Origin of the sequence: Streptomyces sp. NBC_00996 (assembly GCF_045162675.1) — a bacterium.
Lineage (GTDB): Bacteria > Actinomycetota > Actinomycetes > Streptomycetales > Streptomycetaceae > Streptomyces.
Window position 1 is genome coordinate 156,071 of sequence record NZ_CP108723.1, and the last position, 25,878, is coordinate 181,948.

The 25,878-nt window shown below is 69.2% G+C and carries 25 protein-coding genes and 1 pseudogene; 16 read left to right on the forward strand and 10 right to left on the reverse strand.

Annotation, left to right across the window (positions count from 1 at the left end; translation table 11 throughout):
* Positions 1-71: 71 nt before the first annotated feature.
* Positions 72-1,252, reverse strand: a protein-coding gene (locus OG390_RS00735; protein ID WP_406164501.1) for an IS3 family transposase whose coding sequence is annotated in 2 segments (ribosomal slippage) — positions 72-988 and positions 988-1,252 — 1,182 coding nt in all. Because the reading frame shifts where the segments join, the coding sequence is not laid out codon by codon here.
* Positions 1,253-1,359: 107 nt separating this feature from the next.
* Between OG390_RS00735 and OG390_RS00740 the strand changes: the two are divergent.
* From OG390_RS00740 to OG390_RS00750, 3 genes and pseudogenes are all read left to right on the forward strand, one after another.
* Positions 1,360-1,566: pseudogene (locus OG390_RS00740) on the forward strand (sugar nucleotide-binding protein); the annotation flags it as partial.
* Positions 1,567-1,675: 109 nt separating this feature from the next.
* Complete coding sequence (locus OG390_RS00745; protein ID WP_406178332.1) at positions 1,676-1,864, forward strand: hypothetical protein; 189 nt, start codon at positions 1,676-1,678, stop codon at positions 1,862-1,864.
* Between the two features lie 299 nt (positions 1,865-2,163).
* On the forward strand, positions 2,164-4,218 hold the full coding sequence (locus tag OG390_RS00750; protein WP_406164502.1) for a protein kinase domain-containing protein: 2,055 nt from the start codon (positions 2,164-2,166) through the stop codon (positions 4,216-4,218).
* 90 nt (positions 4,219-4,308) lie between these two features.
* Here OG390_RS00750 and OG390_RS00755 read toward each other — a convergent pair whose 3' ends face one another.
* The 8 genes from OG390_RS00755 to OG390_RS00790 form a co-directional block, all read right to left on the reverse strand.
* Complete coding sequence (locus OG390_RS00755; protein ID WP_406164503.1) at positions 4,309-5,715, reverse strand: IS4 family transposase; 1,407 nt, start codon at positions 5,713-5,715, stop codon at positions 4,309-4,311.
* 257 nt (positions 5,716-5,972) lie between these two features.
* Entirely contained in the window at positions 5,973-6,188 is a 216-nt protein-coding gene (locus tag OG390_RS00760) for a hypothetical protein (protein ID WP_406164504.1), read from the reverse strand.
* Between the two features lie 890 nt (positions 6,189-7,078).
* Positions 7,079-7,639 (reverse strand): hypothetical protein, encoded by a 561-nt coding sequence (locus OG390_RS00765; RefSeq protein WP_406164505.1) that lies wholly within the window; start codon positions 7,637-7,639, stop codon positions 7,079-7,081.
* Positions 7,640-7,667: 28 nt separating this feature from the next.
* On the reverse strand, positions 7,668-8,021 hold the full coding sequence (locus OG390_RS00770; RefSeq protein ID WP_406164506.1) for a hypothetical protein: 354 nt from the start codon (positions 8,019-8,021) through the stop codon (positions 7,668-7,670).
* The gene (locus tag OG390_RS00775) at positions 8,018-9,058 is read right to left on the reverse strand and encodes a hypothetical protein (RefSeq protein ID WP_406164507.1); all 1,041 of its coding nucleotides are present in this window, start codon (positions 9,056-9,058) and stop codon (positions 8,018-8,020) included. Before OG390_RS00775 ends, OG390_RS00770 begins: the two co-directional genes overlap by 4 nt.
* A 74-nt stretch (positions 9,059-9,132) precedes the next feature.
* Positions 9,133-10,407, reverse strand: coding sequence for a hypothetical protein (locus tag OG390_RS00780; protein WP_406164508.1), 1,275 nt, complete (start codon positions 10,405-10,407; stop codon positions 9,133-9,135).
* Positions 10,408-10,692: 285 nt separating this feature from the next.
* Positions 10,693-11,298, reverse strand: a complete 606-nt coding sequence (locus tag OG390_RS00785) for a hypothetical protein (RefSeq protein ID WP_406164509.1) — start codon at positions 11,296-11,298, stop codon at positions 10,693-10,695.
* Positions 11,299-11,559: 261 nt separating this feature from the next.
* A complete protein-coding gene (locus OG390_RS00790) occupies positions 11,560-12,210 on the reverse strand; it encodes a hypothetical protein (RefSeq protein ID WP_406164510.1) in 651 nt (216 codons plus the stop codon).
* A 286-nt stretch (positions 12,211-12,496) separates the two neighbouring features.
* On the opposite strand from OG390_RS00790, the gene OG390_RS00795 reads away from it, so the two are divergent.
* The 8 genes from OG390_RS00795 (at position 12,497) to OG390_RS00830 (ending at position 20,513) form a co-directional block, all read left to right on the forward strand.
* A complete protein-coding gene (locus OG390_RS00795) occupies positions 12,497-13,708 on the forward strand; it encodes a cytochrome P450 (protein ID WP_406164511.1) in 1,212 nt (403 codons plus the stop codon).
* Positions 13,709-14,965 (forward strand): cytochrome P450, encoded by a 1,257-nt coding sequence (locus OG390_RS00800; RefSeq protein WP_406164512.1) that lies wholly within the window; start codon positions 13,709-13,711, stop codon positions 14,963-14,965.
* Positions 14,966-15,231: 266 nt separating this feature from the next.
* Positions 15,232-15,873 (forward strand): hypothetical protein, encoded by a 642-nt coding sequence (locus OG390_RS00805; RefSeq protein ID WP_406164513.1) that lies wholly within the window; start codon positions 15,232-15,234, stop codon positions 15,871-15,873.
* The gene (locus tag OG390_RS00810) at positions 15,873-17,132 is read left to right on the forward strand and encodes a DUF6545 domain-containing protein (RefSeq protein ID WP_406164514.1); all 1,260 of its coding nucleotides are present in this window, start codon (positions 15,873-15,875) and stop codon (positions 17,130-17,132) included. Before OG390_RS00805 ends, OG390_RS00810 begins: the two co-directional genes overlap by 1 nt.
* 104 nt (positions 17,133-17,236) lie before the next feature.
* Positions 17,237-17,491: a DNA/RNA helicase domain-containing protein gene (locus tag OG390_RS00815; RefSeq protein WP_406177438.1), complete on the forward strand. Its 255-nt coding sequence runs from the start codon at positions 17,237-17,239 to the stop codon at positions 17,489-17,491.
* A gap of 725 nt (positions 17,492-18,216) precedes the next feature.
* Complete coding sequence (locus OG390_RS00820) at positions 18,217-19,080, forward strand: helix-turn-helix domain-containing protein (RefSeq protein ID WP_406164515.1); 864 nt, start codon at positions 18,217-18,219, stop codon at positions 19,078-19,080.
* A gap of 106 nt (positions 19,081-19,186) precedes the next feature.
* Positions 19,187-19,972 carry a hypothetical protein gene (locus OG390_RS00825; protein ID WP_406164516.1) on the forward strand — a complete coding sequence of 262 codons (786 nt, stop codon included), beginning with the start codon at positions 19,187-19,189 and terminating at the stop codon, positions 19,970-19,972.
* A gap of 334 nt (positions 19,973-20,306) precedes the next feature.
* Entirely contained in the window at positions 20,307-20,513 is a 207-nt protein-coding gene (locus OG390_RS00830; protein WP_406164517.1) for a DUF397 domain-containing protein, read from the forward strand.
* A 654-nt stretch (positions 20,514-21,167) separates the two neighbouring features.
* Here the strand turns inward: OG390_RS00830 and OG390_RS00835 are convergent.
* The gene (locus OG390_RS00835) at positions 21,168-22,052 is read right to left on the reverse strand and encodes a YihY/virulence factor BrkB family protein (protein ID WP_406164518.1); all 885 of its coding nucleotides are present in this window, start codon (positions 22,050-22,052) and stop codon (positions 21,168-21,170) included.
* Between the two features lie 385 nt (positions 22,053-22,437).
* Here OG390_RS00835 and OG390_RS00840 point away from each other — a divergent pair, with 385 nt between their 5' ends.
* The 5 genes from OG390_RS00840 to OG390_RS00860 all read left to right on the forward strand — a co-directional run bounded on the left by OG390_RS00840 (position 22,438) and on the right by OG390_RS00860 (position 25,874).
* Entirely contained in the window at positions 22,438-23,007 is a 570-nt protein-coding gene (locus tag OG390_RS00840; protein ID WP_406164519.1) for a PRC-barrel domain-containing protein, read from the forward strand.
* A complete protein-coding gene (locus OG390_RS00845) occupies positions 23,007-23,441 on the forward strand; it encodes a PRC-barrel domain-containing protein (protein ID WP_406164520.1) in 435 nt (144 codons plus the stop codon). Before OG390_RS00840 ends, OG390_RS00845 begins: the two co-directional genes overlap by 1 nt.
* A 345-nt stretch (positions 23,442-23,786) precedes the next feature.
* The gene (locus tag OG390_RS00850) at positions 23,787-24,227 is read left to right on the forward strand and encodes a hypothetical protein (RefSeq protein WP_406164521.1); all 441 of its coding nucleotides are present in this window, start codon (positions 23,787-23,789) and stop codon (positions 24,225-24,227) included.
* 412 nt (positions 24,228-24,639) lie between these two features.
* A complete protein-coding gene (locus OG390_RS00855; protein WP_406164522.1) occupies positions 24,640-25,080 on the forward strand; it encodes a hypothetical protein in 441 nt (146 codons plus the stop codon).
* Positions 25,005-25,874 carry an IS256 family transposase gene (locus tag OG390_RS00860; protein WP_406177440.1) on the forward strand — a complete coding sequence of 290 codons (870 nt, stop codon included), beginning with the start codon at positions 25,005-25,007 and terminating at the stop codon, positions 25,872-25,874. Before OG390_RS00855 ends, OG390_RS00860 begins: the two co-directional genes overlap by 76 nt.
* The last annotated feature ends 4 nt before the right edge of the window (positions 25,875-25,878 follow it).

Below are 25,878 nucleotides of genomic sequence, written 5' to 3' on the forward strand. Positions count from 1 at the left end.
CCACACCGCTACCACGTCGAGCCTTGACTGAGGGGCCTCGCGTTTTCCGGACAGGTATCTGACCGTCTATTTCACGCGGCGATTCGCAACTTCTCGTACTCGGCGTGGACTTCGCGTGGAGGGCGGTAACCCACCGACGAGTGGAGGCGCTTGCGATTGTACCAGAATTCGATGTAGCGAGTGATGTCCTGCCGGGCGGCCTCGCGGGTCAGGTAAGTCACCCTTGATACACGCTCGTTCTTCAGTGCGCCGAAGAATGATTCGGCCATGGCGTTGTCGAAACAGATCCCGGTGCGGCCGGAAGATCTGCGGAGCCCGAACCGGTCGAGCGTCTTCCCGAACTCGGCTGACATGTAGTTACTTCCGCGGTCGGAGTGAAATATTGCGCCGGCCGAGAGGTTCCTGTTCCGTGCCGCGTTGCGGATCGCCCTGGATATCAGTGGGGTTTGGTAGTGGTCGTCCATCGCGTAACCGATGACTTCCTTCGTGCAGCAGTCGATGACCGTTGCGAGGTACAGCCAGCCTTCCCCAGTCGCGATGTAGGTAATGTCGCCGACGAGCTTTTCGCCGGGCGCGTCAGCGGTGAAGTTGCGGCCGACGAGGTCCGGCACCTGACCGGCCGCGGCCCGGGTGAGGCTGAACCTCTTCGGCCGCGGCTGGCAGGGCTCAAGGCCCAGCTCGCGCATGAGCCGGCGGACCAGTTCCAGGCCGGCGGTGACGCCCCAGCGGTGCAGCTGGGCCTGGATGCGCCGATGTCCGTAGGTGCTGTCGGACATATCGAAGGCTTTCTCGATGAGCAGCTTCAGTTCGTCGCGCCGTTGGCCGGTCGCGGTTTCCGGGCGGGCTCGCCAGTCGTAGTAGCCGGATCTGGATACGCCGAGTCGGCCGCACATGAACTCGACGCTGTATGCGTACTCCTCGGTGTCGAGCCGCATCTCGTCGATGAACTCGTACTTGCTTGCTACCGGGGATCCTTCGCGAAGTACGCTGCGGCTTTTTTCAGGAAGGTAACTTCCATCTCCAGCTCGCGGTTGCGTCGTTCGAGTTCCTTCAGGCGCGCCCGCTCGTTCACTGTCAGTTCCGAGTCGGGGGCCGGTTCCTGCTGCTTCTGGTGCTTCTTGACCCAGCCGCGTAGCGTCTCCGGGTTCAGCTCAAGCTCCCGGGCGACTTCGGAGATCGTCTTGCTCGACCTCAACGCGATCTGGACGGCTTCCTCGCGGAACTCCGGTGAGTACTTGCTGGGTGGCGCCACTGCTTCCTCATTTCCTGTTCAGGACAACCCTATTGGGTCCCTGTCCGGAAACTTCGTGGCCCCTCAGACCCAAGTTAGTGCAGTCAACTGCCCTACCGTTGGGCGTCATGAGGGTCTTGATCATCGGTGGCAGCGGGTTTCTGGGGACGGAGCTTGTGCGTCAGGCGGTTGCTGCAGGCTGGGAGACGGCCGCAACGTACTGTTCCCGCCCGGGCAGCATGCCCGGAGCCTCGTGGTACCAGCTCGACCTTCGCGCCCCCGGGCAGGTCGATGAGGTACTGGCGGCGGTTGCCCCCAGTGCCGGCATCAACGCGACGAGCGGTAACGGGGGCAACGATGACCGTTGCCCCAGGGCGTGCTCCCCTCCCCCGCGCCCGGGTCCCCGAGACCACCACCCTCTTCGCCCGGCGAAGAGAAAACGACGTGCACCAGCTCGTTGCGACACCGTTCGTAAAGCGACACTTCATCCTGCGGCCGGGAAGCACCAAGGCCGTGCAACTACCGCAGGACGAGTTCGGGGAACTCCCAGGCCTGACGGCTCAGATCACGACCAGCGCATCGGGCAAGGGCCTCCTGGTCGGCTCGCACTCCGCTCGTGCCACCGACCGCTGATCCCGGTAACAGACCCCTCGGCTCCCGGACGGCCAGCCGTCTGGGCCTTGTTGTGTGTCCGTCGACCTGGACGGCTCAACCCAGGCGCGGTGTTCTCTCCCCGCAGAGAGCAGAGTCACGGCACAGAGAGCCATCCACCGACACGGGTGTCCCGCTTGCCCTAATAATCGAACGCGTGCACTAATCGAGTCGCGAACCAATGGGCGAGTTGCCACTCTTTGACTGATATGCGATACGTGGAGGGAAGCCTTTTACCGCTTACCGAAGAGCCCTGCTGGCCCATCCTGGAAGAGGGAGCCATGACAGGAGCGAACGAGGCGGCGCGGCGCGTGATCACCGGGCGCTACCGGCTCCTGCGTCGGCTCGGCGCCGGCGGCTGGGGGCGGGTGTGGCTGGCTTACGACCAGGAACTGGCGTGCGAGGTTGCGCTCAAGGAGATCATCCTGCCGCCGGACGTCCCAGAGCGCGAGGTGGGCACCCGGATCGCCAGGGCCCGCTGCGAAGCGCGGCACGCTGCCCGGCTGCGCAACCACCCCCATGTCGTCACCGTGCACGACATCGTGGAGGACGATGGCCTGCCGTGGATCGTCATGGACTTCGTCCCCGGCGCTATGGACCTGGAGGCGGTGGTGCACGAGCGGGGGCCGCTGCCGCCCGCCGACGTCGCCCGGATCGGGCTGGCGGTGCTCGACGCCCTGCTGGAGGGCCACCGGCTCGGCATCCTGCACCGGGACGTCAAACCGGCCAACATCCTGCTGACCGACCCCGGCCCGCAGCGCTCCTCTCCTACGGAGGGCGGCCAGGTGCTGCTGACCGACTACGGCATCGCGCTGGAGCCGGGCTCTGGAGAGGCCCGCCTGACCGCCTCCTCGGAGATCGTCGGGACCGTGCGCTACATGGCCCCGGAACGGGCCCGCAGCGGGACACCGACCCCGGCCGCCGACCTGTTCTCGCTCGGCGCCACCCTGTATTTCGCGCTCGAGGAGACCGGCCCCTTCGACCGCGACTCCGCCCTCGCCACGCTGAACGCCCTGCAGTTCGAGCCTCCCACCCCGCCGCGCCGGGCAGCCGGGCTGACCCCGGTCCTCCTCGGGCTGCTGGCCAAGGACCCCGCGCAGAGAATGGGCGGCGACGAGGCCGCCGAGCGGCTCACCTCCGTCGCCGCCCGGCCCCACCCGCCCCCTCTGCAGCAACCGGCTCCCTCACCGGGGGTGCCGCCACCCAAGCGGCCCCCCGCCTCGAAGCCGCCGCGCCCTCAGGAATCGGCCCCGCCGACCGAACCCATGGGGCCGGCCGGGCCGGCGGAACCGGCCGGCCCGCCCCGGGGACCGCTGCCGCGCAAAGGCGACGAGGCCCCGCCCCGCCCGCAGCGGCCCAGACACCGACGAGCCGGGCTCATCGCGGGGGTGGTGGCGCTGGCCGCGGTAGGCGGCGGTATCTACCTGGCACAGCCCCCCTCCTCCCATCCCGAACTGTCCTCGATCCAGGTGGGCAACTCCCCGGCGGGGGTGGCGGTGTCCCCGGACGGACGCCGGGTCTACGTGACCAACTTCAGCTCGGACTCAGTGTCGGTGATCGATACCTCGACGAACCGCACCGTGGACAACCCCATCCCCGTCGGCGACTCGCCGTCCGGAGTGGCGGTGTCCCCGGACGGACGCCGGGTCTACGTGACCAACAATGACTCGGCCTCGGTGTCGGTGATCGACGCAACGAAGAACCGCACCGTCGGCAGCCCCATCCCCGTCGGCGACACCCCGGAGGGGGTGGCGGTGTCCCGGGACGGACGGGTCTACGTGGCAAACGGGAAATCGGGTTCGGTGTCAGTGATCGACCCTGCGACGAACCGCACCATGGGCAGCCCCATCCCCGTCGGCCGCTTCCCGTCGGGGGTGGCGGTCTCCCTGGATGGACGCCGGGTCTACGTGACCAGCATGAAACCGGCCTCGGTATCGGTGATCGACACCGCAACGAACCGCACCATCGGCAGCCCCATCCCCGTCGAGAAGCGGCCAACGGGGGTGGCGGTGTCCCCGGACGGACACCAGGTCTACGTGACCAACTTCAGCTCGGACTCGGTGTCGGTGATCGACACCACGAAGAACCGCACCGTCGGCAGCCCCATCCCCATCGAGAAGCGGCCGACGGGGGTGGTGGTGTCCCCGGACGGACACCAGGTCTACGTGGCCAACGGGAAATCGGATTCGGTGTCGGAGATCGACCCCGCGACGAACCACATCGCAGACGGCATCCCCGTCGGCAACTCCCCGGAGGGGGTGGCGGTGTCCCCCGCCGAGCGCCAGGTCTACGTGGCCAACAAGGGCTCGGATTCGGTGTCGGTGATCACCTTCTAGAGGGCGTCCGCAGGTGAGGACCGCGCCCGGCCGTGCAGCCACCCCGAGCGGAGAAGATCGCGTAACCAGTGCAAGGCCAACACCGTTGCGTTAGCGCCGTGAGCGGCGGTTGAGGCCGTGGGCGAAGAATGCGACGGTGGTGTGGACGGTGTAGTTCTGGGCCTTCTGGGGGTGCTGTGCGGCGTTCGGGCCGTACTTGCTGGTGGGGTTCTTGCGGGTGCGGGCCTTCACTCGTTGCCGTCGGTGGGCTGGCAGGAGGTCGCTCAGGGCGGCGTGGCCGATCGTGCCGACCAGGTCGGTGAGGGTGGCGGGGAAGATTCCCTGGCCGGCGGTGACGGTGTCGGCTGCGGCGGCCAGCAGGACGGTGAAACTGATCCGTTCCATGGGTACTTCCGGCTGTCCGGTCAGGGCGTCGTCGCCGGCGCGGATCAGAGCCTGGTAGGCGGTGAGCAGGGCGTAGACCTCCTGGTCGAGGCCATCGATGCTGCGGGAGCGCAGGACGCGGCCGTCGAGCATCGTGGCCTTGATCGAAAAATACGTGGTTTCCGCCTGCCATCTGCGGTGATAGAGATCAACAAGCTCGGCGGCCGGAAAGCGGACGGGGTCCAGCAGGTTGGTGATCAGCCGCCACTGCTCGGTGCGGACGGTGCCATCGGCCAAGGTGACGGTGAGGGTTGCCTCGATCACGCGCACCGGCAGCAGTACCCGCAGGACGCCGTAGCCGATGCGGGCGATGTAGGAGCCGTCGCCCAGGTGCCCGGCGGGGGTGGGGGCGCGGCGGGCCCCTGAGCGCACCAGGAACCGCGCCCCGCTCCGGTGGACGGCATCAAGGAACTCGCTGCCGTCGAAGGCCGTGTCGGCCAGCAGGAGCATCGTCTTGTCCAGGGCGGTCAGAAGCCGCTTGGCATAGGGGAGTTCACCCTCGGACTCCGGTCCGAAGGCGGCGGCTATGAGCGCGCGGGTGCCGCACTCGACCAGGGCCAGAAGCCGCAGGAGCGGATAGCCGAACTCCAGACTCTCCCCGGCCCGCTTGGGGTAGCGCCAGGTGAGCGTCTCGTCGTCGGGGGTGTGCAGCAAGGTCCCGTCGACGGCCACCGTGCGCAGCCCCCGGTAGAAGGACCCGGCCTGCCCGGGGCGGGCGACGGGCCCGGCGAGCGTCTCGAACAGACGCCGCAGAGGTGCAGCCCCCACCCTGCGCCTGGCCCGCGTCAGCGAGGAGACCGCAGGACACACCAGGTCCAGCGGGGTCAGGGCGGCGGTCAGCTTGGACCACACCGCGCGGTACGAGCGGTGTTCGAACAGCGCGAGAGCGAGCACGAAGTACACCACCACCCGCGAAGGCAGCAGCCGCAGGCGCTTCTCACGCCGACCGGTCTCCTCCAGCACCGCGTCCACCAGCGCGAAGTCCACGATCTGAGTCAGCTCCCCCAGATGACCCGGCGCGAACACACCCCGGGCTGTCTCGATCGTGGACGTGATGACAGACTTCTCCTGCAACGGGACCCCTGACCTTGATCAACTCTCTTCGCCGATCGTTGATCTACCAGGTGGTCCCGTTGCGCTGTTCAGCAGGGCTTGACGTCCAGCTCAGGGGCCAAACGCAACGGTGTTGAGTGCAAGGCCGACCCTTGCAACGGTTGCCCTCGGCGCATGTGCCATCAAGCCCTGATCAACACCCTTAGTGACATGATGAACGCCAGTGGTGACAATGCCGGCTTCGGTAAAGGCGTGAGACCGGTAGTGGCTGCCTCACTTCATGGCGGGGTGCAACCCGCCGGATCCCAGATGCGGTTGCGATCCTTGTCGTAGTGGTAACCCGTACAGTCCCCGTGTGGCGCCGTTCTCGGCGCCTCCACCGTGGTCAGCGGCACCGCCTCCGCGCTCGCCACGCCCACCGTTCCGGCGAGCAGCGCAGCAGCGCACGACGCGCCGACGAGGTGTCGGGTGCACTTTCGGATGCTTATCGCCACGATCATCTCCCTTTGGGCGAATCATTCGGCTATGCACCAGCCTGGAAGCTGGCCATGGCGGTGTCAAACAGCCATCAAGGAAGTTCCGTCCTGAAGCCGCAGGCGGGACATGAGCCGAGCCCGGCTGCCTGCCCGGTCCAACAGCCGCCAGGTGCGCTACCTCTCGGGCCCCTCAGCCGGATTCTGGGCAGTGCTGGGTGCAAGTGCGCCGGCGAGAAGACGGCTCTGGCATGCATGTTCCACGCAGCCATCCACGGCGCTGGCCGAGATCATTGCCATGCCTCAGGCGATGGGCTTGCCCGCTCTCGGGGCCCGCGTCAGCGGTAAGGTCATCGGGCACGCCGAGCACAACCACCAGGTGGGGGTTCGGCTGCAAGAGCTGGGGGCACCGCCGAAAACACGCAGCTCACACAGCTGCCACGCGGAAGCAACGCGCCAACTGAGGCTCAGGCCAAGATGCGGGCCTTACCGAACTGCCCCATCCCGAGTGGATGTGAGGTTCCAGCAGCAGTTCGGGACTCCTGGGTTTTGCCTCGTCGCCTTCTTCTGTCCGATACTCAGCAGCACAGACGACGCCACTCTCCCCACGACCGGGATGACGGCGCCCCCCACAGCTGCCCAATCTGCAAACACAGCACACTAGTTACGAACGGACCGTTGAACCGCAGCAGACTCAGCCAGACAGCCCTGCACTCACTCAAACGACCTCAAACACGAGCAGCTGAGTACCCCTTCGAGGAGCTCCCCCGGCCCGGTAGGCGGCGCGGCCGCGCACGGGGCGGGCCCCGGCGTTGCCTGCGGGGCATCGTCGCGGGTCGCCAGGGCGAAGACCGTCTTGCAGTCCGCGCACATGATGCTGCGGCGGTTCAGCGTCGTCTCGCGGAGCGGAGTCAGGCGCCGGAGATGACCCGGCTGGCGAGAAACCCGACGGCGCAGCCCAGAGGGATGATCGCCACGTAGGCCAGCGGGCGGTCGAGTACCGGCTTGCCCATGACGGCCTGTGGTCGGCCCGGGATCGGGATGGGCGGCGCCAGGCGCCGCAGTTGGCGGTAGGCGTCCCAGTTCGACAGCAGGGCGTAGAGCGTGCAGAAGAACGAGAAGGGCCCCCACCAGCCTTGCCACAGCGTTTTGGTGGTCAGCTCGCGGATCAGGGCGATGCCGCAGGTGGCGCAGAACGGGCCGTCGATCGTCTGCCACCGCATGAGCAGGAGCAGGCCCTGGTGGGCGCGTACCTCGACCGGCGCGACCGGGTGGGCTCCGCACACCGTGCAGCCGACCGGCGGGGCGGGCGGTGGGCCCGCCGGGTTGACCGAGTGCCAGGGCACCGGGGCAGCCCCGGCGGCTGTGTCCTGTGCGGGCAGATTCGTCACGTGCCGGGTGGACGGGCTGTAGTCGAAATCGAACTCGTCGTCCGGGCCGAAGGCGGGGCCCGGCTGGGGAGATGCGGTCACGTCGGGATCTCCGGGGTGGTTTCGGGGCTCATGGCCTGCGGGTGGAATGCCGGTTCCCAGCCCGGCGTTCCGTGCCACGCGCTGTGCGTGATGCAGCGCAGAGCCACCCCAACGCGCTGGTCAGCGCGGCGAGCGGGGCGCTGTCGGTGGCTCGGGCCAGCTCGCGCTTGCGGGTCCACTCGGCGAAGACGTCCCCGACGCCTGCCGCCAGCTTCCGCTCGGAGCCGCAGCCGGTGGCCTCGACATCGGCCAGGCGCTGGGCGATGAACCCGGCGAGGCGGGCGTCGCGCTCGTGCTCCCAGGCGGCGTCGACGGATTCGAGCGGGAACCGCAACGGGTCGTGCGCAGGAGCAGTGCCGGCGCCAAACTCCCGCGCGCTCATCGCGAGTCCACCATCCGGTACTCGCGTGCAATGACCTGCGGCTTGCTCGACGGGGTCAGCTGCGCGAGGGCCTGGCCCTGGAACTCGTCCGTGATGACGACCCGCCCCGAACTGTTGTAGACCGCTTCCTCCTTGTTCGGGTCGATCTTGTAGCTGCTCATGTACGGGGGCCGGAGCATGGTCTCTTGGTTGTGGGCGGTCGGGAAGACGGTGAGCACGCCGCCGTCGGCCAGCCGCAGCGCGTATACCTTCCGGGCCTTCACGTCGGTGGCGAAGTACTTGGTGGTGGCGTACTTGGAGTTCTTGTCCTTGTCGCGGTCCGTGTAGAGCTGGACGGCGGCCTTGGTGGCCCGCGTGGACGCGAGCTTGCCGCCGGTCTTCTTGCCGCCGGTCTCGGCCAGGTCCTCAAAGGCGGTGCTGAGCTGGTCCGGTGCGAGCGCTCCTACGCGCTTGGCCGGGTCGATGGCCGTGGCGAGTCCGTGCTTGTCGAGAGCGGCCTTGGGGATCGGCAGCTTGCCGTCGGCGTAGACGGCCGCGACGACCTTGTACGTGCCGTCCGCCTTGTCGAAGATGATCAGGGATTCGTTCTTGGAACCGCTGGCGGTGGCCTGGACGGCGAACCAGCTGGCGGAGCCCGCCTGCGGGATCAGGTACTTGCGGCGCTCGTAGGTGAAGCCCGATCCGTAGTACGACTGCTTCTTCGCGGTCCAGGTCGTGAACAGCTCATAGTCCGCCAAAGACTGCGCGTTGACCTGCCCGCCCTCCACCGTGCGCAGCAGTGTCCCGGCCTTGGCCTTGTCGGTCTTCACGGTCTTGTTGGCCTGGTTGTTGATGTTCTCGTAGTGGTCGAGTGCCGTGGCGGCAGCCTTCGCGGTGACCACGCCTGTGGGGGTGGGGCTCGCGCTCGCGGTGTGAGCAGCCTTGCCGTCGGTGTCCCCGCCGGAGCCGCAGGCCGTGAGGGTGAGGGCCGTGGCCACGGTGACGGTGAGCAGGGCCAGGTGGTGCAGGCGCTGAGAGCGGGTCGTGGTTCGGGACATGATGGATGTTCCTCCTCCTGGAACGGTGATGTGGGGGGATCGGTGGGTCTGGGGGCAGGCTGCGGGCGGGCTGCTCAGGGCCGGTCTGCCGGGTAGAGCCCCTCGCGTTCCAGGGCCCGGATGACGCGGCAGTCCGCCTCGATGGCTTCCGGTTCGTCGCTGCTGAGGACGGCCTCGGCGTGGGCTGCGGGGCCATCGGTGGCCTCCGGCCGGAGGGCTTCGCTGACGGTGGCCACGGTGGGCAGTTGGCGCAGGATGCGCGCCAGCCAGGGGTCGACGCGGCCGCTGTGGCGGGGGTGCAGGTGGACGCGGACGACCTGGCGGCCGGTCGGTGCGGGGACGAGCTGGGCGCAGGCGGGCGGGATCACCGCATCCAGCGCGTCGGCGAAGCGGTCACGGCCGGTGGCCACGCGCAGGGCGTCGTCGGCCGGCGAGGTGCCGGGGACCGCCAGCGCGGACACCAGTAACGGGCCGCGGCCCGCGCCGTAGGCGATGCGGAGGGAGACCGGGCCGCAGACCACCCCGAGGGCGTCGAGCACGCGCAGTGCGTACATCGACAGCGCCCTGGCCAGCAGCTGGTGACGGTCCAGCAGATCGGTGCGGTCCAGCAGTCCGCCGGGGGTACGCGTCTCGGCCCACAGGTCGGTGACGATGTGGTCCGGGGTGTTGTCGTAGCCGAGCCGGGTCACGGTGTTGACCACGTACTGGTGGCCGGGCAGCTGCTCGGTGAGGACCAGGTGCGCGTCGCCTGCGTACTGCGCGGCCTCCCGGCACATGGCGGGCCAGGCCGCGCTGATCTGGAACTCGTGCGTGCACACCACCGGTTCGACGGGCACTCCCGCCGCGGCCGGGGCCAGCACGTGGCCGGGCAGCGCGGTGGACTCGGCCCACTTCAGGGCCTCGGCCAGGCTCGTGGTGCGCACGCTGCGCGGGGCCGGGATGCCCGCCCGGGCCAGGGCGGCGGCCTGCGCGCCGCGATCGCGGCGCAGCAGTGCGGCCACGGGGTCGCCGCCCGGCAGCTCCAGCTGCCAGGCGATCCGCTCTGCCAGCGCGATGCCCGCCGCGCTCCCGGCGACGACGGCCGACACGCCAAGTCCCCGCAGCGCCTTGACCGTCTGCCGCAGCGCACCGCGGTGCTCGACCGTGTGCGCGTACGGTCCCGACAGCTGCGCCTGCGCGAGAGCGTGCGGCCGCAGCCGCGGCGCCAGGTCGACGGCCACCGGCCGCCAGACCTGACGGACGAGGGCCGCCGCGTAGCCGCACTCACCGAAGGGCGCGACCACCGCCGCCGTACGGGGGGCGGCAACCGGCCGGGGGGAGACCTCAAGCGCGGCGGATAAGACGGCCATGGGACGGACTCCTGTGCAGAGGGAAATCACGGGGCGGGACAGAGGGCAGAGCCAGCGAGATGCGCCAGGCGGGGGTGCGGGGTGCCGCACGGGCGCCACCCCGCACGAGCGAGGTCCGCGGGCGTGGAGGAAGCGCGTGCGGTGTCGAGCCACTGCCATGGCTCTCCTCAATCGATCCCGGACGTGGGTGCGCCGCTGCCTCGGCTCACCCACGGGAGGGCCGGCCGGATAGGGGGTCGAACGGCCTCTGGCCGGGGTCACAGACGCTCACGATCGAGCGGAGCGTCAGCTGTTGGGAAAGCTCCACACCCAGGGCTGGCCGTCCTCTTGCGACCAGTGGACCTGCACGTTCTTCGCCGCTGCCGGGACCAGGTAGGACGTGCAGAGGGTGTGGCTCTCGCCCGCCTTCCAGTCCTCGATGTCGTAGGCGTCCTCGCATCCGGCAGCGTCGTCGGAGGCACCGATGAGCACCGCGCCGCGCTCGTGGTCGGCCCAAACGGTGGTCGCGTCGTTGACGTCGCTCGAACTGCTCACGGCCGGGCCGGACTTGTGCGTGAACTTCACGTGCGCGACGGCCAAGACCTTGCCCTTGGCGTCCTTCGGGTCCTGCACGAGTTTCGCCGCCTCGGCCTGCGTGCCGAGGTCCACCTTCTCGGCGGCGATCTCGTAGGTGACCGCGCCGTCCTTCTCCGCCACCTTGCCCGTGACGCTCTGCCCGGCGGCCACGTCGCCGCCGGAGGGCGGCGCTTGCCTGGACTTCGAGACGGTGGCCTTCGGCGCGGCGGGCTTTTGTCCGCTGTCGTCGTCTGTGCCGCCGCACGCGCTGAGGGTGAGGGCAAGAACAGCCACGGATGCAGCGGCGGAACGCGGCGCGGGCTTGGGGGTCGGCACGACAGACTCCTGCTGTAGATGGGGGCCACCGGGGCGCGTCGAGATGGCTCAGGCCAGCAGGAAGCAGGCCGCAAGCATGGGCGCGCCTGGTCGTGGGGCGCCGGCGGCGATCGCTAACGAGCCCTGATCCTGATGCACCTCCCACCGTGCTGTCAACAAATGACTACAGACGCGTGTGCCAGGTCAGGCCGCAGAAGGCGTGATTCCTGACATTCCCCATATTTCAGGCGTACGCCCGGGACCCACCGCCCCGAGAGGCCGTCAAGAACCTGCCGCCTCCTTGCGGTCCCGGATCCGCTTCCGGGCCACCAGGGCGTCCATGACCTCCACCAGATCACCGAGCGACGGAGCCGCCGCCTCGGTCTGCCGCAGGGCCGCCACCTCCCCGCCTCCGAGGACCTGAAGCCCTTCCAGCAGAGCCCCGGCGTGCAGGGCGTCCCTGGTCTCGGTCAGCCGGTCGGCGAGGGCCTCGCCTTCGAGCTTCGACAGGAACCCGTGATCCACCCCGTAGTGCTTCTCCAGGGGGGAGCTGTACTCCGGGCGGGCGCTGCGCCTGCCCTTGACCAGGAACTCGACCAGCGTGTGGGTGAGGTTGACCTCGGAACCGATAGCACGGTAGCTGTCGCCAGTTGGCGACGCCGGATTGCCCTTCTTCCGCAGATCGTCCAGGCGCTGACTCACCAGCCGCCGATAGAACTCCTCGCGCAGCTCCCGCACGCGCGGCTCTTGCTCCGGCTCGGCCCCGGCGAGCAGTTCGCGCACGCGGCCGGGCCGGATACCGGTTGCCGCAGAGATCTCCTCGATGTCGAGGACCTCGTCCCGGTGCTTGTCGAGACGCAGAGCCGCTTTGTCGATCTCGCGCAGTAGCTGTGCGATGTCGGCCGCGGTCACCTCGCTGGGGCGATCATTCACCGGTGGGTCTCCAGAGGGGCCATGGCAGATGGATGTGCGCCCGCAGCGTATCCGGGCTGTGTCGCCTGCGACCAGGAGTGTAGCCATTCGTTGACAGTTGGACGGACTGTCCTTCAGGATCACAGCGACTCGGGGTTTCCGGCGGGCGCCGCCTGGCCCCATCCCGGCGATACGGAATCGTGCGATGACCTCACACCCGGCACAGCGCCCCTCCGACGGTCCAGCGTTACAGCCCGCGGGCTGCCCAGTCCAGCACGGCGGGGCCGTTCCCCTGTCGAGTCAGCAGATGGTCGGCGACCCGGCTCAGTTCTACGCCGAACTGCGCGCGCACGGCCCCGTGGTGAAGGTCAACCTGGACGGGGACGTTCCCGCCTACCTCGTCATCGGCTGGAACGAGTGCAACCACGTACTGCGCACCGGCTACCTCCACAGCCGGGACCTGCGCCGGTGGAGCGTGCCCCAGCAGGGCGGGCTCCCGCCGGACTGGCCCCTGGCCCCCCACGTCCAATGGATGCCCAACATGCTCCACGCCGAGGGCGAGGAACACGCCCGGCTGCGTGATGCCTTCACGGCCAGCCTCGGCAAGATCAGATCCGGTCGGCTGAAGGCGGTCGTCGAGCGGGCCGCCACCCAGCTCATCGACGGCTTCCTGGACGCGGGCCGGGCGGACCTCGTCAGCCAGTACGCCGTCCCGCTGCCCATGCTCGTGCTGGCCCGGCTCTTCGGCTTTCCGCCGGAGGACGAGCCGCGGCTCCAGCGGGCCATCATGACCCTCCTGGAGGGCGGGGAGGGGGCGCTCGCCGCCAACGAGGAACTCGTTGAGATCATCGAGGGCCACGTGGAGCGGCGCCGCGCAGAGCCCCGTGCGGACATCGTCTCGGGGCTCCTGGAAGCCGGTCTGGGCCTCAGTGAGGTCCGCTGGACGGTCTGGCTGTCGATCAACGCCGGGATGGGCGCCACCACCGCATGGCTGGCGAACGTCCTGGAGCTGCTGGCCCGGACGGTGGACACACAGCTCGACCTGCGCAGCGGGTTCGCGGACGTCCCGGGCGTCATGGGGCAGGTGCTGTGGGACCACACGCCCGTGCAGCAAGTCATCGGCCGGGTGACCACCACCGCCCTGGAACTGGGCGGGCTGGCCATCCCCCAGGGGGCGCTGCTCATCGTCAGCCTCGCCGGCGCCAACCTCGACCACACCCGCTTCGGCACCGCCGACGCCCGCTCCTCCTGCACCTACGGCAATAAGTCGCATCTCGCCTGGGGCAACGGGCCCCACGAGTGCCCGGCGCCCGACCTGGCCACGGCCATCGTCCGGGACGGCGTCGAACTGCTGCGCGACCGCCTGGACGACATACACCTGACCCACCCCGGCCGGCCCACCCGGTGGAGCCCTTCCATCATCGTGCGCATACCCGGCGAAGGCGGCCTGGACGTCAGCTGGGACCCCGGCCGGGCCCGTGGGCGCGCAGAAACCTTTGCACCGGCTGGAGGCCGCTGAATGGATCTCGCTACCTGCACCGACCCCTTCCCCCTCGACCCGCACGCCACCAACGTCCTGGACGAGGCGCGCCGCCTGCACGAGCGGGGCTCCCTCGTTCCTGCAGTCCTCGACGGCGGGATCCGGGCCTGGGCCACCGGACACCGCGACGTCGCCGAGGCGATCCTGGGCGGACCGGCCTTCAGGAAGAACCCCGAGCACTGGGCAGACCTCCAGAACGGCCAGGTCCCCGCCGACTGGGGGATCCTGGAGTTCATCGCCATGCCCGGCATGCTGAACGAGGACGGCGTGCGGCACCGCGAACTGCGGTCGCTGGTCAGCCGGGCCTTCACCCCCCGCCGGGTCGAGGGCCTGCGCCCGCGCATCACCGAGATCGTCCAGAAGCTGATCGACGGCCTCGCCGGCACCGCCCCGGGCGAGTTCGTCGACCTGCGCCGCCGGTTCGCCTTCGAACTGCCCATGCAGATCATCTGCCACCTGTTCGGCCTGGACCCCAGCACGAGCGAGACGCTCGCCCGGGACTACACCGCCATCCACGACAGCCACAGCACCGCCGAGGAAGTCGCCACGGGCAAGGCGGGCGTGGGGGCCGTCATCGCCACTCTGATCGCCGAGAAACGAGCGCGCCGGGCGGACGATCTGACCTCCGCCCTGATCGACGCGACCGACGGCGAGAACGCCACTCTCGACGATGAGCTGCTGCTCTACACCCTGATGCTGTTCCTCTTCGCCGGGCACGAGACGACGATGAACCTGATCACCAACGCGCTCAAGGCACTGTCGGATCACCCCGGGCAGCTGGACCTCGTGCACGACGGAGCGGTCCCGATCGACGACGTAGTGGAGGAGACGCTCCGGTTCAACGGGCCCATCAACACCATCATGTTCCGGTACGCGGCCGAGGACGTGGCCGTGCCCGGCACGGACGTCACGGTGAACCAGGGCGACGCGGTGGTCATCTGTGTCGCGGCCACCGGCCGCGATGCGGGGGCCTTCGGGCCGGACGCCGACCGCTTCGACGTCTCCCGCAGCGCCCTCGCGCGGCACCTGGCGTTCGGCCACGGGGCCCACTACTGCATCGGCGCCCCGCTGGCCCGCATGATGGCCGGCACGGCACTCGCGGCGTTCATCGAGCACTTCGACTGGGACCGGACCGGCGCCCCCACGTCCCCGGCGATCAGCTCCTACTCCTCCAACTCCGACACCGCGTTGTGGGCGCAGATCAGGCTCAGGGCCGCCGCGACCGCCGCGGCGTAGACGACGGCTGGGGCACGGTGCCCGAGGTCGGCGCCGTGCCCCCGGTTGTTCGACACACCGAACCCGTCATGGTCAGGACAGGCTGATAGCCTCTCTCTCCGCAGGTCAACAGGCACAGTCTGTCACTGCGTTAGGGGATACGGGGAACGTGAGACGGCCGATGGACCAGGACTTTCGGGCGCCCGACCAGGCGCTGATACGCGGCACAGCAGCACCGTGCCCCGCCCATCGCGGCACCCACCCACGGTGGGAGGGCTGACCGGGCCATGAACAACACCGGCGCAACGCCCCCACGCCGCGCCCGCCTCGCCCGCATCGCCGAGGCAACCGCCAACGTCGGCAACGCCGTACGTGACCACCGCCGTTGGGCCCGCGAGCGGCAGGCGGCACTCGACTATTTCGGCGGCCAGCTGGGCCTGGGATCCGGAGCCACCCCGCAGAGTGTGCTGGACGCCGTCACAGAGGCGCGCGGCCGCACGGTCGTACCTCTCACGCTGCCCTCCCTGCCCGCGCACATCACCGGCATCGCGGTGCCGTGCGAGGACGTTGACTACATCGGCCTCAGCGACCGGCTCAGCCGCCGCCACCGCACGCACGTCCTGCTGCACGAGGTGCGTCACCTGGACCTCTCGGACAGCGCGGCCTCCCCCAGCGCCCCCATCTCCGTGCACAGCCATTTCGACGGCGTGAGCGTGCAGATGCTCAGGGAACAGCTGTCGGTCCTGCCGGCAGGCGTCCGGGAGGAAATCCTCACCCGGCCCGCGAAGCTGCGCGCCGACTACGAGACGGACGAAGAGCGCCGGTGTGAGGTCTTCGCGCGGGTCGTGCTGCCCCTGCTCGATCTGGACCCGGCCAGCGAGCGCACCAGCCACCTGGTCACCGGCTTCGCCAATCGTCGGTCCATCTGATGGAGACCGCGCTCCTCACAGCCGTCAACCTGATCATCGCGGTCGCCAGCCTGGGGCTCGGCACGGTCAAGTTGCTGGCGGCACGCCAGCACCGGGAATGGACCCTGTGGCTGACCGCCTCCGTGCTCATCTTCGCCGGGTTGATCTTCCTCCTCGCCACCCCGCTCGTGTACCGGTTCGTCGGCGAGATGCTGCACTCGGCCAACATCTGCGCCCTCCTCGTCCCGGCCGCCACGCTGACGTGCGTGGCCCACGCCCACGCCCTGAGCCAGCTCTGGCAGCCCGAGCGCAGGGAACCAGCGGTGCTGCGCCGCACGGCCGCACGCTGGGCACCCGTCTACGGGGGCGCCATCGCCGCCATGACCGTGCTGTACGTTCACGCCGACCTGGGCCCGGCGACCCCGCTGAGATTCGCCGCCGCCTACGCCCACGTGCCTGAGGTCACCGCCCTCCACGCCGTCTACTGGACCACGCTGATCGTCACCGTCGTGGTGACCGTGCGCGAGTGCCGGTCGGTGTCGATCCCCGGCCGCCCCGAACTCGTCGAGAACGTACGGAACGTGCTCGGCTGGTTCGCCCTGGCGCTCGGCCTCGACCTCGTGAACGTCGCCCTCACCGCCGGCGCCATGCTCGGCTCGGCCACCGGCCCCCGCCGCCTCGACGGACTGGCCGAAAGTGCCTGGCTGGCCACCATCGCCAGCTGCATTGCCGCCCAAATTGCCCTGGCCTCACTGGCGCTGCGCTCCCGCCGCGAAGAGCACCGGGACATGCGGGCGCTTCAGCCGCTGCACGACCTCGTCATCGACGAGACCACAGACCACAGGATGATCCTTGCTCCTCGGCTGCCGCTGTGGACCGGCTTCACCACAGGCGCCGACCTCAACGACCTGATGGCGGAGATCAACGACGGTACCGGTCGGCTCAGCCCCTGGTGGAACCCCATGCCCGCCCTGGCCGTCGACCGGCTGGCCCAGGAGCAGCAGGACGAGCCCGCCGACGGCAGCAACACCTGGGGCGGCCACTGGGACCTGACGGCCGCTCACGCGGCCGCGACGCTGCTGCACGCGGCCCGGGCCCGCAGCCGCGGTCTGCCGCACCTTCCGCCGGAGCTCCGCCTCGCCCGGCTGCCGGGTACGGACATCGAGCCCACCGACGAGCGTCAGCACCTCGTACGGGTGGCCCGGCACCTGGCCCATCCGCTGGTGTCCGCCGCCGTCACCCTCACCGAGGAGACGCAAGCCGCCACCCGCGCGAATTAGGCGCTGAAGACACCAAGGCGCGGGTCCCGGTCACAGTTACCGCGAAACGTGTCCACAACCAGCTGTGGGCCACGCACACCGGCGGCCATCAGCAGATCGGCTGCATCTACAGCGCCCAGGGACTCGAGCACCGCCACTGCGGGGTCATCATCGGCCCCGACCTCACCTGGACGAACAGCCGCTGGATTGCGCACCCCGGCCAGAGCCACGACCCGGACCTGCGCCTTCTGGCGCCCGAGGAATATCTGCCCCTCGCCCTGAACACCTACCGGGTCCTGCTCACCCGCGGCACCCACGCCACCCGCATCCACGCCACCCACCGGCCCACCCACGACTTCCTCACCCATCTCCTGCGCTGAATGGGCCACCCCCCGTACGGGTGAGGCAAGGGCGGGGGCGTCATGGCAAGCCGTGGCCGGTGCGGTCCGGTGTCTCCTGGCCGAAGAAGGGGACTGCGGGTGTATGGGCGCGCGTCCCGCGCGGAGACCCGGCCGCGTCCCGGTCAGCCACTGCGGGCTGTGGTGCGGTAGTAGCAGGGGCGGAAGTCCACGAAGCGCACGTCCCGTTCTCGCCCCCCGGCGAACGCACTCCCCCTCTGTGAGTGTCTGGGGCCCCGCGACCCCACGCTCGCCGTGTTGCGGCCTCAGCGGGCCGGGGGGCGTGCCCTGGGTGGATCGAGGACACGTGCGTGGGGAGTCGCTGCTGCAGCAGGGGCGGGTGTATGCAGGGCGGTGGCTGTGTGGTCTGCACGGCAGTGCCGGGGCCTGATGGTCCGGCCGGGTTACTGCCGGCGGTGGGGTGCGCGGTCTCGTTTTCCCCGTGGCGCATGTGGTGGCGCATGTGGTGACGCCTCACGCCCCGGTGATGCTTCTTTTCACCGCCTGTATCTGATTGATGGGCGGTGTTTCGGCCGGAACGGTTCGTGCCCTATGGTTGAGTGACAGGTAGCAGATGACGAACTAGCAGACGGCTGAAAGCATCTGACTGGCTATCGTATCGCTGGTCGCAGATTGCGAGTCGCATGCAGATGCCGTACTGATGGAGAGGTCGCTGCCCACCTGTAGTCAGATGGAGAGGAAGCATCGTGGCCGACCAAGATCCGCAATTCGCGAAGCGGAGACTGAGTCGCAGGCTCCGCGCGATCCGTGAGGCCGCCGGGAAGACCCAGAAGGACGTGGTCGACGCCCTGGTCTGGTCCATCTCGAAGGTCATCCGGATGGAAGCCGGTGATGTGGGGATCTCCGTCACCGATCTCAGGGCTCTCCTGCAGTTCTATGAGATCACCGACCAGCAGCAGATCGACGAGTTGACCGAGATGGTCCTGACGTCCCGGAAGCAGCCCTGGTGGGCGCGCTACAGCAGGACGATGACGTCGAGCTTCTCGTCGTACCTGGGGTACGAGACCTCAGCCTCCATCATCCGCAACTTCGAGTCCAACCTGATCCCCGGGCTGCTGCAGACCCGGGAGTACGCCCAGGTACTCATCGATGACTCCGACGGCCAGCAGGACATGTGGGTCAATCTGCGGATGGAGCGTCAGAAGCGGGCCCTGGAGAGCCGGGACCGGCAGTTCTTCTTCGTCCTGGACGAGACTGCCACACGCCGCGTCGTGGGCAACGAGGCCGTGATGCACGCGCAGCTTCAGCGCCTGCTGGAACTGAACGAACTCCCGCACGTGAACATCATGGTGGTGCCGTTCTCCCGGGGCATCTATCCGCGCTTCCGCTCGCCCTACGTCATCTTCGAGTTCTCCGATGCGAATGATGACATCGTCGCCTACCTGGAAAACCCGGACGGCAGCCTGATTCTCAGTGAGAAGGCGCCGATGACGGACCAGAGGAAGCCCTCGGACTATCTGCAGGACTTCTGGATCGTCGAAGGGGACTACGCCGTAGACATTTCGCCGGAGTTCATCGAGAGGGTGACCGCCACCTTCGCAATGACGTGAGAAAGACGAAAGGGAGCCGTCTCGGCCTAGCCGGCAAGCACCGCCGAGGGCTCCCCATCGCAAACCGCTCCAACCGTTGCATACAACTCAGACAGGAGGGTTCGTCGTGCAGTCTAGCGCTCAGGGGACGCGCGGTCCCACGTTGCGATCCACCCGCCCCCGAACAGCCCCGTTCCGCGGCGGTCCGCCCGGGGCACGGGGCACCCTCAGGGCCAGTGCGGTCGTCGCGCTGGCCGCGGTGCTGCTCATCTCCCAGAGCAGTCCCGCCGTCGCCGTGACCGACAGCTCCGAGCCCCAGGCGGCCGGCACCCTGCCGTGGTATCTCGCCCTGGTGTCGAGCCTGGCGGCCGCTGGTGTCAGCGCGGGCGTCACTCTTCTGACGGCCCGCACGTCGCTCGTCCACAGCCGGCGCGACAGGCGGCAGGACCGCGCCGATGCCGAGACCCGGCGGATAGCCCACCACGCAGAACGGGAGCTGCGGGACAGGAAGATCGCCAATCGGACCGCCTGGACGGCCCACTACCAACGGATCGACGATCTCCTCGTCTCGGTGGGCCGGATCGAGTACGAGATACGCCGGCGCAGACTCCACACCGCGGATCCCGAGACGGCCGACCTCATCCAGCTGAAGAAGGCTGCAGAGCAGTACGCCACCTACGCGCCCGGACGACTGCCTGCGGCATTGACCAGCCTCGCCGCCGGCCTGGACGCCGTCAGCGCCCACCTCCTGCCGACACTCGCCGAGCTCAACAACCCGACCCAACCGCGCTCCCTGCACCTGTGGCATGCCCTGTTCGCCCAGGCCGGGGAGCAGGCGCGCGCCGCAGACCACCTCACCCGCACACTCAAGAAGGCTCAAGCGGCACTGCGCCACGAATGGGGGATGGACTGACCCGGCACGCCGAACACCACCGTGGCGCACTCCCCCGGTTCCCACGGCACGGACCCTGCACCTTCTCCCCTCATGCACCGCATCCCTTCACGCGCCGAGGCGATCGGTTTTCAGTCAAAAGACAGACAGGAGCACCCAAAGGGACGCTTAAGTCACTACACATCATGATTCATCAGTCCCGCGGCTGATGCTCCGCGTCTGGCCCACGGGCACCGTGCTGCGGATACTTAAGCGATTTGAATCTTCTGCGGGTCCAGGGAAAGCGCGCTTCGCAACAGCGGAAGACGATCTTCCAGGATCGACAACTGTCCGCGTCCGACACGGGAGGTGCTGAGTGAAAGCGTCTGGCAAGGGCGGAACACCCTGGCGAAAAAGCACACACAGCGGAGGGGCTCAGGGAAATTGTCTTGAGGTGAGGTTTCTCGGAGGCGAAATCCTCATTCGCGATTCGACAACTTCCTCTCTCCTGCTGGCGCATGTGTCCGCCCCGGCCTGGAGCATATTTGTCCGTGCCGTCAGGGACGGCCGTCTCGCACCCTGACAAACCTCTTTCGAGCAGCCGCTGTTCCCACCCGGCAGCCGGACAGAAAAGCACTGTCACCCAGTCCCTGAGACCTGCACGAGGACGCGAACCGCAACGCCGCAAAGCTGGCCCCGGCCCGGCAAGACACCTGCCGCAGCACGTCCGGTCGACACCTCGGTGCGGCACCGCTCCCAGGTCCCACCGGCAACAACCGCCACGAGACGCAGCGGACATCAACCCCGCGACAGCTGACGGCACTTCACGCTTCCGGCGCCGGCGCCCCACCGCTGGACGCGCCCGCCTTCCCCGCCCCCTGGCCGTGCAGCCTCACGCCTCCTCATCCCCACCCGGCCGGCCGCCGCGCGGACGCCGCCGCACTGCAGAAGGCGCGGGGCCCACGGCACGACCAGAACGTCCGGGCAGTTACGTGTCTTCCGACGATCTCGGCCCGGTCGAGGGCTTGCTGACTGACAGTCAGCGGCGGATCGTCGCATGGGCAGACCTGGATGAGGTGCAGGACCGCTCGGAGCGGATCGTGTGTCGCGCCCCTGCGCGTGTGGGTCAGCGCCGTCGGAGCCACTTCACACCGAGCGGTTTCGCCCGTCCGTCCGGGTGAGGTGGCGGTGGCAGGTCAGGGCTGCGGCGATGCCGGCTCGGGCGGAGCGGGGCCGGTCAGCGGCGGAGTGTGGCGAGTTCGGCGTTGAACTGTGCTCCGGCGAGGAGGGCGAGGTTGGAGATCCACAGCCAGACGAGGAAGACGACGATGCCCGCGAGGGATCCGTAGAGGCGGTCGTAGGCGGCGTAGCTGGTGTAGAGGGTGAAGCCGGCGGACGCGAGGAGCCACAGGACGACGGCGAGCAGGCCGCCGACGGCGCGGTGGCGCAGCCCGTAGGCGGTGGCCTGGCCGGAGCGGAACAGCACCAGGACCAGGACGGTGACCAGGCAGGCCAGCAGTGGCCATTTCCCGATGTTCCACGCGGTGACGCCGGCGCCGTCCACTCCCAGGATCCGGCCGGCGGTGCGGGCCGCGTCGCCGGTGAGGACCAGGGCCAGGACGCTGGAGACGAGCAGCGTCAGCAGGACGAGCGCGGTGAGTACGGTGAGGGGGGCCTTCTTCCACAGCGGGCGGCGGTCTGTGACGCCGTTCATGGCGTGCAGGGCGCGGCGGAAGACGCTCAGGTAGCTGGAGGCCGACCACAGGGCGGCCACGGTGCCGAAGGCAGCCAGCAGCCGTGCGGGGGTCTGCTGGTCGGCCATGCTGTTCAGGGCGCGCAGGATGGCGGGGCGGGAGCGCGCGGGGACGATTGCGGCCACCTGGTCGGCGAGGTGCGCGGTTGCCGGGGTGCCGGTGATCCCGATCAGCGAGAGGGTGACCAGCAGGGTGGGGAAGATGGTGAGGACCGCGTAGTAGGTCAGTGCGGCGGCCCAATCGGTCGCGTCCTCGTTCCACAGGGCCGTCGGTGTTCTGCGCAGCGCGGCCCACCAGTCGCGCCAGCCTGCCGGTGCGGCCGGGCCGGGGTGGGGAGTGGGGGGTGTCGCCTGCTGGTCGGTGGTCACACGCTGTCCCGTCGGTGAACGCAACGTGACACCCCCGGGCCGGCGCGCGGTCGGTCCGGGGGCACGGGCGGGGCGGTTGGGATGAGGGCTGCGGATGCTGGGCGGACGGGGCCAGGGTACGGGCGCCGAAGGCGGCCGTCAGCAGGGAGTTTCGGGGCGCGGTGCGCCGGGCGGAACGATGGACAGTGGACCGGGCCCGCAGGACACTGGACGCAGACAGCCCCCGGTTCGAGCGGAGGTGCACGGTGGACTGGTGGGTGTGGGTCGTGGTCGTCATGGCGGCAGCGATAGTCTTGATCGCGTCCACGCTGTGGACGCAGGCGAGGCGGCGGCGGGGCGGCGCCATAGCGGTACCTCGGGGGCGGGCGGGGAAGCGGGGCGCGAAATGACCGCGCTGATGCTGGCGACCGAGATCGCCAGACGGCCGGTGGTGACCCTCGCCGGGGAAGCCGTCGCGCAGGTCAAGGACACCGTCTTCGAAGGCCCCGGCGGACGGGTCGTGGGGTTCACCCTCAGCGGCGTCGGACTGTTCTCGGGACCGCTGAAGCGGGCACTGCCCTGGCCCGGGGTCACAGGACTGGGCAGCCGCGCCGTGATGATCCGCGACGAGGACGTGTTCGAGGATCGCGCTCAGGTCGCCGACCGGTCCGAGACCGGGGGCGGCAACGTGCTGGGCTCACGCGTGCTCACCGACACCGGCACCGACCTGGGCCGGATTACCGACGTGGTCATCGAAGTGACCCGGTCCTCCGCGGCGGCGGTCGGCTACGCGATCGCCTCCACCGAGGCCCTGGGCCACCACGAGCGCACCGTGTTCATCCCGCTGTCCCAGGCCATCGCCGTCTCTGGTGAGGCCCTGGTCGTCCCTGCGCTCGCGGCCGAGTTCGTCGCTGAGGACCTCCCCGGCTTCACCGAGATGATGCAGGCGTTCCGGGCCCGCCTGGCGGAGGCGTGATGCTGCTCAGCGAACTGTCCGGGCTCACGGTGATGAGCAAGGCCGACGCCACCGCCATCGGCACCGTCGACGGCATCGTCATCGACCCCGCGGCGTCCCGGGTGGCCGCCCTACGCCTGGCCAAGACCAGCGGCGCTGGCTCCTATCTGGCCTGGCCGGACATTCACGCCGTCGGACCGGACGCGGTCATGGCCCCCGGCCGGGGCGCCCTGCGGGACGCCGACGAAGAACTCGCCCCGCTCACCGCCGCCTCGCGGGACCTGCCCGGCAAACGCGTCCTCACCGACCACGGCGAGGAAGCCGGAACCCTCCAGGACATCGACTTCGACCCCCGCACCGGCGGCGTGTCCGCCCTGCTCACCGCCGGCGGCAGCATTCCCGGCACGCACCTCATCGGTGTCGGCTCCTACGCCGTCGTCGTCCGCACCCCCTGAGCCACCCGGGGTTACCGACGAAATGAGGCTCGCCAGGTGACGGAATCCCCTCTCGCGGGTCAGTGAGTCCGACGGCCGGTTCGCGTCCGACGACGTTCGCGCCGAGGCGGGTTCCCACCTTGGGAACGCGGGATTTGGCGGGGGATCTCCGGTTGCTGTGACCGAGCGCGCTACTTGGCCACTGCGCGCTTCATTTGGCCAATTTGAGCGCGACGTCTCCGCAGGCCAGCACCCCGACGTCGTCTGCATCGTCGTCCGCGCCCGAGTTCTTCCATACACGGCTGGACGCAACTCCGACAGGGGCGTTCACTGAAGGTATACGCACAGGCATCCGGAGGATGCGCCATGTTCGTCGTACTCGGCCTCATCATCCTCGTCGCCGCCGTGGTCGTGGGTGTGGCCGGTCTGCTGGGTAACGCCGGCAGCGCGCACGCTCTCACCCCGGGTGACTTCACGGTGTTCGGCTACCACGTCACCGGTTCCACAGGAACACTGTTCCTGTCCGGCATCGTGGTCGGGGCAGCGGCCATGCTCGGGCTGAGCCTGCTCTTGACCGGTTCCCGTCGCGCCGCGCGCCGCGCCCAGGCCGCACGGCGTGGACTCAGTGAGTCCCAGCGCAGGACCGCGGCGATCAGCCGGGACCGCGACGACCTGATCGTCCAGCGGGAAACCGCACGAACCGACACGGCTCCCACGCAGGAGAGCAGTCCGACCGGTGGCACCCCTGGTCAAGGCCACAGATCCCGCCACCGATGGCGCCTGTTTGGACACCCCGTCCGTCGATGACGGCAGCTGAGGAGTGCGCTCGTCAGCCGCTACGGCCAACCGCGATGCACAGAGGGCCAAGTAGCGCGCCCTCGCGGGCGGGATCGAATGGGCGCATGCGAGTCCTCTCCGCATGATCACACACCGGGGGACCACGGCCAGGACACCCCGCCCACCAGCACCAACCACCCGGCGCACGCGTCTCCCGCACGCCGGGACGGTCGTGTACGACCTTGACAGCCCCAGCCCTCATGGGTGCGGAAAGAGGATGGGCGCAGCTCCTTTGGAGGGATGGGAGTGAGCAATGCTCGAGACCTGTGGATCGACCTCGGGAGGGATGCCTCGCACAACGCGGAGGGCGTACCTTCCCGAGTGATCGACTTCTGGTCATCGAGTAGGCCCGCGTTGGCGCGCGGGTCGGGAAGGCACGCCCGTGCTCAGCGTAGTCAACAACGACGGAACCACCGAGACCGGCTCCCTGATGGACAACATCGTCCGCGAGGACGCCCGGCGGATGCTCGCCGCGGCCCTGGAGGCCGAAGTCAACCAATACATAGCCGAGTTGGCCGACCAGCGAGACGAGACCGGCCGCTGTCTGGTGGTCCGCAACGGCCACCACGCCGAGCGCACCGTGACCACGGCCGCCGGGCCGATCCCGGTCAAGGCACCGCGCGTGAACGACAAGCGCGTCGATGCCGAGACGGGCGAACGTAAGCGGTTCTCGTCGCAGATCCTGGCCCCCGGTGCCGAAAGTCCCCGAAGATCAGTGAGGTCCTTCCCCTGCTCTACCTGCACGGACTGTCCTCCGGCGACTTCGTTCCCGCACTCGAGCAGTTCCTCGGCAGCTCTGCAGGGCTCTCGCCGGCCACCGTGACCCGTCTGACCAAGCAGTGGAGCGACGACCACGCCGCCTTCCAGGACCGGGACCTGTGGGAATCCGACTACGTCTACGTGTGGGCCGACGGCGTCCACCCCAAGGTCCGCCTCGGCCAGGCCCGCTCCTGCGTCCTGGTCCTCATGGGCGTGCGCACCGACGGCCGCAAGGAGCTCATCGCGCTCGCCGAAGGACCGCGCGAGTCCACCGAGTCCTGGGCCGACCTGCTGCGTGACTGCCGACGGCGCGGCATGCGGGATCCCGAGCTCGTGGTCGGTGACGGCGCGATGGGCCTGTGGCGGGCCCTGGCGGAGGTGTTTCCGCAGGCCAGGCACCAAAGGTGCTGGGTTCACAAAACCCGCAACGTGGTCAACGCTCTGCCGAAGTCGGCCCAGCCCGGCGCGAAGAAGGCACTGCAGGAGATCTACAACACCGAAGACCGCGACCACGCCCAGAAGGCCGTCAAGGAGTTCGAGCGCACCTACGGCGCGAAGTGGCCGAAAGCGGTGAGAAGGTCAGCGACGAGACCGATGAACTCCTGGCGTTCTACGACTTCCCCGCCGAACACTGGGTGCACCTCAGGACGACGAACCCGATCCACCTTCAGCACCGTCAAGTTGAGGACCCGGGTCACCCGCGGCGCCGACAGCCCCGCTGCCGCCCTGGCCATAGTGTTCAAGCTCGCCGAGTCCGCCCAGGCACGCTGGCGCGCGATCACCGCACCCCACCTCGTCGCCCTCGTCCGCAACGGCGCCACGTTCCGAAACGGCTACTCGTCGAGCGCCCCGAAGTGAGCGC